We start from the raw sequence: 7,359 nt of genomic DNA, 5'->3' as shown, positions 1-7,359 counted from the left end.
CGCAGGCGTTCGGGAGCCAGCTCCCAGACGGCGCCGGCCCGCCGGCCGTCACCGACGGCGCCCCCGCCCGTCACCGCCACAGCGGCTCTGCCGCGGTGAAGAAGGCCTTCCAGCGCGCGTCGGTCCGGGCGCGCTCGCGCACCACGTTGTCGACGTAGTGCCGCAGCCGACGCGCGTCCTCCTCCTCACCCTTGAGGGCCACGCCCGCGACCTGCCGCGCGACCTCGGCCGCGGTCACGGTGCCGTCGCCCAGGTACCGGGCCTCCAGCGAAGCCGCGACGGCGACGTTGACGGCCTCCGCCGTCGACATGACCGTCTCCGGCCGCTTGACCGGCGCGCCCTCGCGGGTGCTGCCCGTGCGCAGGTCCTGGAACACGGTGACCAGCACCTCGAGCACGTCGCGCGGCACCTCGGGCCGGTCGCCCTCGGGGCCCAGCTCGGCCGCGAGCTGGCGCTGCACCAGCTCGATCTCGAAGGCGCGGTCCCGCACCGGGGCCACGGTCTCGAAGCTGAAGCGGCGCTTGAGGGCCGCCGACATCTCGTGCACGCCGCGGTCCTTCAGGTTCGCCGTCGCGATCACGGTGAACCCCGGCCGGGCCGCGACCCGTGCGTCGGGACCGAGCTCGGGGACCATGAGCTGCTTCTCCGACAGGATCGACACGAGCGTGTCCTGGATCTCCGGGGCGCAGCGCGTGATCTCCTCGAACCGCACCACGCGGCCCTCACGCATGCCCGTGCAGATCGGCGACGGCACGAGGGACCGCTCGCTCGGCCCCTCGGAGACCAGCAGTGCGTAGTTCCAGGAGTACCGCACGTGGTCCTCGGTGGTGCCCGCGGTGCCCTGCACCGTCAGGGTCGAGCTGCCCGACACCGCCGCCGAGAGCAGTTCCGACAGCATCGACTTGGCCGTGCCCGGCTCGCCCACGAGCATCAGGCCCTGGCGCCCCATCAGGGAGACGACGGCGCGGTCCACCAGCGGGTCGTCGCCGTAGAACTTGCGGCTCACACCGAGCTCGTCGGAGCCGACGACGAACGCCCGCACTGCCCGCGGGCTGAGCCGCCAGCTCGGCGGGAGCTCGTGCCCGCGCTCGACGTCCCAGGCGGCCAGCGTCGCCAGCTCGGCGGCGTAGCGGATCTCGGCGGGCGGGCGGATCTCGTCGGTTCCGGCAGTCGTCCCTGCAGTGGCGCTGGTGTCCGGGTGGGTGGTTTCCGTGGTCATGACGTCCTTCTGTGCTCACAGCGAGTGTTGACGCAACGGCCCAGGTCAGAACCGCTGCGGTCGGCGTGCTGGTGGCGGGAGCCACTGGCACGCCTGTCGGGTCCGGTGCCGGCTCCACGTGGGATCCGGCACCCGGACCACCGAGCCTCAGTACTGGCTCTTCTTCTCCCAGTCCGCGTCGAACGCCCCGCCCTCGGCGACGTTCACGTAGTCCCGGTAGGACACCGCGAGCAGCACCTTGGGCACGTCCTTGATCGCGAGCCGACCCCGGTCGTCCCAGGTGCCGGTGCGGCGGAAGACGAGGTGCTCCACGGCAGCGGTGATGTTCTCCTCGGGCAGGAACGCGCCGGTGAACTCGATCTCGACCGTGAGGTCGAGCGTCGGGTACTCCTTGCGGTAGGCGGAGAACCAGCCGGCGTCCTCGGCCTGCGACCGCGAGTAACCGAGCTTCATGGCGCGCCCGCGGATCGTGAACGAGTCGCTGAGCCAGCCCCGGCGGGTACTGATCACGGTGGCGGTGTCGGGCAGGTCCGGCAGCGCGCCGGCGGCGTCCTCCGCGTCGGCGCCCAGGCCCTGGTCGAACAGCGGCGTGATCTCGTAGTCCCCGAGGTGAGCGCGCCAGGCCGGTGCGCCGGTCTCGTCGTCGTCCCCGAGGGTGGCCGCGTGCACCAGCGACACGAGCGCGTCGTCCGGCAGGGTGACGTCCTCGTCGTCGACGCCGATCAGCGCGCCGCCGTCGCCCGGCCGGAACGTCACGGAGCCGGCGCCCGACCCGGCACCCGGCACCTCCGCGGCCCACACCAGGCGCGCGGCGAGGCGCGACATGAGCGGGTGGCCCAGCACGAACTCGCGCCAGTCGGCGAACGTCCAGGTGCGCCCGGTGACCATCGCCTCGGCGAACCGCTGGGTCTGGAGGGCCACCACGGCCTTCAGCTCGGCGCGCGACTCCTTGAGCTGGCGCTTCGCCTCGGCGTACACCTCGTCGTCGTCCGACGCGCGCTTGGCCGGCAGGGCCTTGACGACCTTGCCCGCGGGGTTGCGCAGCTCGAGCGTGAACGACTCGGTGATGCGCCCGGTGACCACCCGTGCGTCGTCGCCGTCCGGCCCGCCCAGGTCGAGGCGCAGGATGCCGTCGTCGTCGAACCCGGCGGTCTGCACCGTGCGGTCGGCGAGCTGATCGCCGTCCCAGCCGTTGCGGTCCGCGATGTCCTGGGCCAGCGCGCCGGCCGTCTCCTGGACGGTGCGCTGCTTGAACCGCCGCGAGACCGCGAGCAGCTGCTGCACCGCGGCGCGGTCGCCGTTGGCGGCCAGGGCCCGCACGAGGTACTCGGCCTGCGCACGCCGGCCTTTGTGCGCGGTGAAGTAGTGCTGGGCCGTGGTCGCGAGCCCGGATCCGGGCATCCCGACGGTCAGCGCGAGCAGGCCCTTCTCCTGCGTGGCCGACCCGAGGTAGGTGGCCTGGTCCTCGCGGTAGAGGCGCTTCCAGAAGTCCTCGACGGTCTGCCCGGCCTGGTCGGCGTAGTACTCGGGGTAGCGCTTGATCGAGGACTGCAGGTTGTCCCACCGGGACTGTGCGTACCGGTCGGCGTACTCGCGGGAGTGCTCGACCGACGGGTTGCGCGTGTCCTGCGCGACCCAGGCCCGCAGCACGAACGAACCGAGCGCGGCCTGCGAGGCCAGGTCCAGGAGCCCGACGTACCGGGCGATCAGGCCCTCGCCGCTGGGCGACTTCAGCTTGGTCGCGAGCACGACCCACCAGCGCACGACGTCCCGGGGGACGACGTCGCCCGCCCCGGCGCCAGCACCAGCACCAGCACCAGCACCAGCAGCCCACCGGACCTCCGGCAGCTGCTCGAAGGGGAACCAGTCCAGGCTCGCCGGCATCTTGGCCTTGAGCCCCTTGGTGGCCTCGGCCTGCAGGACCTCGGGCGCGAGGTCGGCCGAGATGTCGTCGCCGAGCGTCTCCAGCGCCGAGAGCAGCGCCGCCCGCGCGGCCTCGCGCCGCTCCTTCTTCAGGGCGGCCCGCAGGGCCGGCACCGCCTCGGCGTCCCCGATGCGGCCGAGCCAGGCCGCGGCCGACGCCCGCACCTCGCTCTTGGTGTCCGCGAGCGCCTGCTCGGCCAGGGGCCGGGCGCCGGTGTGGGCCTCGAGCACGTGCTGTGCGGTGATGCGGTGGGTCTTGCCCGCGCCGAGCGCGAGCGCGGTGAGGTTGGGCAACACCAGCGGGGGCACCACAGGGAACTGGCGCAGCACGTCGAGCGCCTTGCCGACACGGTCGCTGCCGCCCTCGCCCGACTGCAGCGTGCGCTCCAGGAGCTGGGGCCGCTCGGCGAACCACGGCCAGGACACGGTCGTCGGGATCTCCTCCTGCCCCCACCAGCGGTGGAGCACGAGCTCGGTGATGAGCTCCTCGGGCTCCGGGATCTGCACGCGCTCCAGGCCCTCCTGCAGCTGGCGCAGGTCGGTGAGCTCGTCGAGGTGACCGCGGAGGGTCCACAGCAGGTTGTTGTTGTTGCCCTTGCCCCGGTGCGTGAGCGCCTGGAGCCGGATGTGAAGCATGAGGCCCTGACCGGCGAACGGGTCGCGGCGGCGTTCGGTGAGCCACTGGACCAGGGCCGAGGCCTGGTACTTGCCCTTGACCGGCGTCTGGCCGGACAGGTGACCGGGCAGCGCGTCGAGGTCCTTGTCGGTGATCTTCTGCAGGCGGTCGAGGTTGTTCTGGGCGGACCGCAGGGCCCAGTCCTTGGCGTTGCCCGAGGACCGCTTCTTCATCTCGGCGAGGTTCTCGCGCGCCTCGACGGTCGCCTTCTCGATGTCGGCGCGGAGCTGGGCCAGCCAGGCGGCGTCGAGCGCGACGTCGGGCAGCGGCTGCCACTCCGGGAGCTCGATGACGACGTCCTCGGCGGGCGTCCGCAGCGCGCGCGAGCGCTCGACGGTCTGCTCCAGGAGCTTGACGCGGGCACTCTGCCCGCCGGCGATCTTGCCGTTCGCATCGCGCAGCGGCACGAGGGCCGTCTCGCACGCGGCGATGCCGCCGTCCAATGCGGCGAGGCGGGTCACGGCCTCGGCGAGGCGGCCGGAGGGCGCCGTGGCCAGGTGCGGCGCGAGCAGCTCGACCTGCTGGTCGTCGGGCAGGCTCGCGAGGTACTTGAGCGCGGCGGCGCGCACGCCCTTGGCGGGGTCGACGGCGAGCGCCGCGACGATCCGCGCGAAGTCGTCGCTCGCGGCCTCCTGCGTGGAGACGCGCTTGCCGATGCGGTCGAGGACCTCTTCCTTGCCGGCGGCGCCCACCGTGTGGACGACGTCGCCCAGCTGGCCGACGTGCCGGGCGACGTACTCGTCGAAGCCGAGGGACTTCAGGATTCCCTCGCGGGCGTCGGAGTACCAGGAGCGCCCCTTCGCGGAGCGGTGCGCGATGCCCACCAGGACGACGCGCGGGGCCTCTGCGGCCGGCACGCCGCCCTCGATCGCGGCCTCCTCGAACGTGGACGGCGTCCAGCGCGCGCGGGTGGCCTGGTCGCCGGAACCGGACCGGTTGCGCTTCGGCGTGCCGATGTGGCCGACATCGTGCAGCAGGAGGGAGAGCCACTCGGGCACGCCCGGGACCTCGACGGTCTCGGTGATCTGTGCCAGCACCCGGCCGAACCGGACGACCTGCGGCATGGCGCCGACCGCGTAGACGCGGCGGCGGCCGTTGATGCCCTTGTCCTTGGTCCAGTTCTTGTGGTGGGCGGCGACCTTCTTCTCCTCGTCGGGCGAGACCCAGCTCGACCAGTAGCTCGAGCGGCCCGGCTCGTCGAGCAGCTTGTCGATCTCACCCGTGCCGGCGGACGCCAGGCTCGTCAAGATCTCCGGCGTCGTGCCGTGCAGCACGTAACCCACCGCGTCCTCGTACGAACCGGTGCCGAGCAGCGACAACGGTGCGAGCGCATCCGCCACGCCTCGCGCCGTCTCGTCGCCGCCCCGCACCCGGTCCATCAGCTCCTGCAGCATCTCGCCCCATCACGTCGTCATCGGCCATCGGGGCAGAGCTCGCCCCTGGATCGCGCTGCCTTCAGCAGCACGCGCCACAAGGTACTGGTGGCCTCTGACACACCCGCGCGCCCGGCCCGGCGCCGGACGAACCGCCCGGGTGAAACGCCCTCGCAGGGCCGCCCTGCCGGTCAGCGGGGCCGCCCCGGCCGATCAGCAGAGCCGCCCCGCCGATCAGCGGAGCCACCCCGCCGGGCCCCGGCCGCTAGGGCATGAGCCGGTGCAGGTCCCGCGGGAACGGCGTCACCTCGCGGACGTTGGCCGCCCCCACCAGCCGCGCCACCCAGCGCTCCAGGCCGATCGCGAACCCTCCGTGGGGCGGCATCCCGTGCCGGAACGCCTCCAGGTAGGTCGCGTACGACGCCGGGTCCTCGCCGCGGGCCTCGATCGCCGCCACGTAGTCGGCGTAGCGGTGCAGGCGCTGCCCGCCCGTGACCAGCTCCAGCCCGCGGAACAGCAGGTCGAAGCTGTTGCTCCACCGGCTCTCCCCCGCCGTCCGGTGGGCTGGCTCGGGGTGCGTGTAGAACGGCCGCTTGGCCATCGGATAGCCCTCGACCGCGAGGAAGTCCGACCCGTGCTCGGCCAACGCCCACTCGCCCAGCGCCCGCTCGTGCTCGGGCGCGAGGTCGGGCTCGTCGGCGGGCGCGCCGACCAGCTCCAGGGCGTCCGCGAAGTGCAGCACCGGGAACTCGTCCGGAACCTGTGGCACCGCTACGCCCAGCCGTTCGGCCACCCCGGACGCGCGGACGGCGTCCGTCAGCCCGGCCAGCACGTCGCGCAGCACCGCCAGCACGTCGCGGTGGTCGCGCACGAACCCGAGCTCGACGTCGAGCGAGCGGTACTCGGCGAGGTGCCGCACGGTGTCGTGCGGCTCGGCCCGGAACACCGGACCCACCTCGTACACCCGCTCGAACACGCCCACCATCTGCTGCTTGTAGAACTGCGGCGACTGCGCCAGGTAGGCAGGACGGCCGAAGTAGTCGACGGGAAACACGTTCGCCCCCGACTCCGTGGCCGTGCCGACCAGCTTGGGCGTGCAGATCTCCGTGAAGCCCGCCGCGTCCAGCGTCGCGCGGAACCCGCGCAGGCTCGCGGCCGCGACCTCCCAGCGCGCCTTCTGCGCCGGGTGCCGCCAGGCGACGGCGGCGTGGTCCAGCAGGGTGGGCAGCACGGCCGTCAGGGCCGGCCGCCACAGCTCGACCGGCGGGGTCTCCGCCGGGTCGGTGAGCGGCGTGATCAGCGGGTTCGCGCCGTCGAGCCCGGTGACCTCGACCCCGCCGGGCGCCTGCGGGTTGGCGATGACCGTACCGGTCACCTCGACGGTGGTCTCCTCCGGCGGCACGACCGGCACGGCCAGCGCAGCCGGCACGACCGGCACGACCGGCACTTCCGCCAGCACGGCCGGCACGGCTGGCACGGCCGGCAGCACGTCCGACGCCGCGGGCCCGACGCCGGTGCGCACCACGACCTGGGCGAGCCCGGTACGGTCACGCAGCACCAGGAACGTCACGGTGGCGAGCTCGCGACGCCGGTGCACCCAGCCCTGCAGCCGCACGCGCGAACCGGCCGGGACGCCCGGCAGGTCACGGGCGAGCACACGGGCCGGCTCGAGAGCGTCCGTCTCGGGCCCCCGGGCCTCGGACGCAGACGTGCTCGAGGACGACACAGGGGACGGCAAAGGTGGTCTCATCATTCCTCCAGAAGGCGCAGGCCCTGGAGGAGCGGGCGGGGGCTAGGTCGCGGTGCCACCACTCCTTTGCCGGGACGCCCCGGCCTCTCGTCGGTACGCCGCACGCGCGGGTAGGCAGTTGCCCGGCGGACCGGGCGGAGGTTTGTCAGGCCTCCCGCTCACCACCGCACACGCTATGCCCGACGGCGGCCTCCGCGCCACCACGATTCCGCAACGGGTACGACCGGCCACGCGCCCGCCGGAGTGGGTCGAGCGATCGGCAGAACGTCAGGTGGTCGGTAACTCGGATTGCCGATCACCTGACGTTCTGCCGATCATGCGACGCCGATCACGCGACGGCAATCACGCGACGCCGATCACGCGACGCCGATCACGCGACGCGGGCCCCGGGCCCCGGGTCGCCGGCCGCGGCGAGCCA

Annotated in this window: 3 protein-coding genes; all 3 read right to left on the bottom strand. The window is 73.4% G+C overall.

All coding sequences use genetic code 11. The features are described 5' to 3' along the window. Nucleotides 1-70 precede the first annotated feature (70 nt). The 3 genes from PROKR_RS23330 to aspS all read right to left on the bottom strand — a co-directional run bounded on the left by PROKR_RS23330 (nucleotide 71) and on the right by aspS (nucleotide 6,848). Nucleotides 71-1,219 (bottom strand): ATP-binding protein, encoded by a 1,149-nt coding sequence (locus tag PROKR_RS23330; protein ID WP_051433276.1) that lies wholly within the window; start codon nucleotides 1,217-1,219, stop codon nucleotides 71-73. Between the two features lie 147 nt (nucleotides 1,220-1,366). After that, nucleotides 1,367-5,212 (bottom strand): DUF4132 domain-containing protein, encoded by a 3,846-nt coding sequence (locus PROKR_RS23325; RefSeq protein WP_036968118.1) that lies wholly within the window; start codon nucleotides 5,210-5,212, stop codon nucleotides 1,367-1,369. A 244-nt stretch (nucleotides 5,213-5,456) separates the two neighbouring features. Beyond that, a complete protein-coding gene (gene aspS, locus PROKR_RS23320) occupies nucleotides 5,457-6,848 on the bottom strand; it encodes an aspartate--tRNA(Asn) ligase (protein WP_036968281.1) in 1,392 nt (463 codons plus the stop codon). Nucleotides 6,849-7,359: the final 511 nt, after the last annotated feature.

It is taken from the genome of Promicromonospora kroppenstedtii DSM 19349 (genome assembly GCF_000515355.1).
In the GTDB taxonomy this organism is placed as follows: Bacteria; Actinomycetota; Actinomycetes; order Actinomycetales; family Cellulomonadaceae; genus Promicromonospora; species Promicromonospora kroppenstedtii.
Note: the sequence above shows the minus strand (reverse complement) of the source record. Positions and strands in the feature narration are given on the sequence as shown.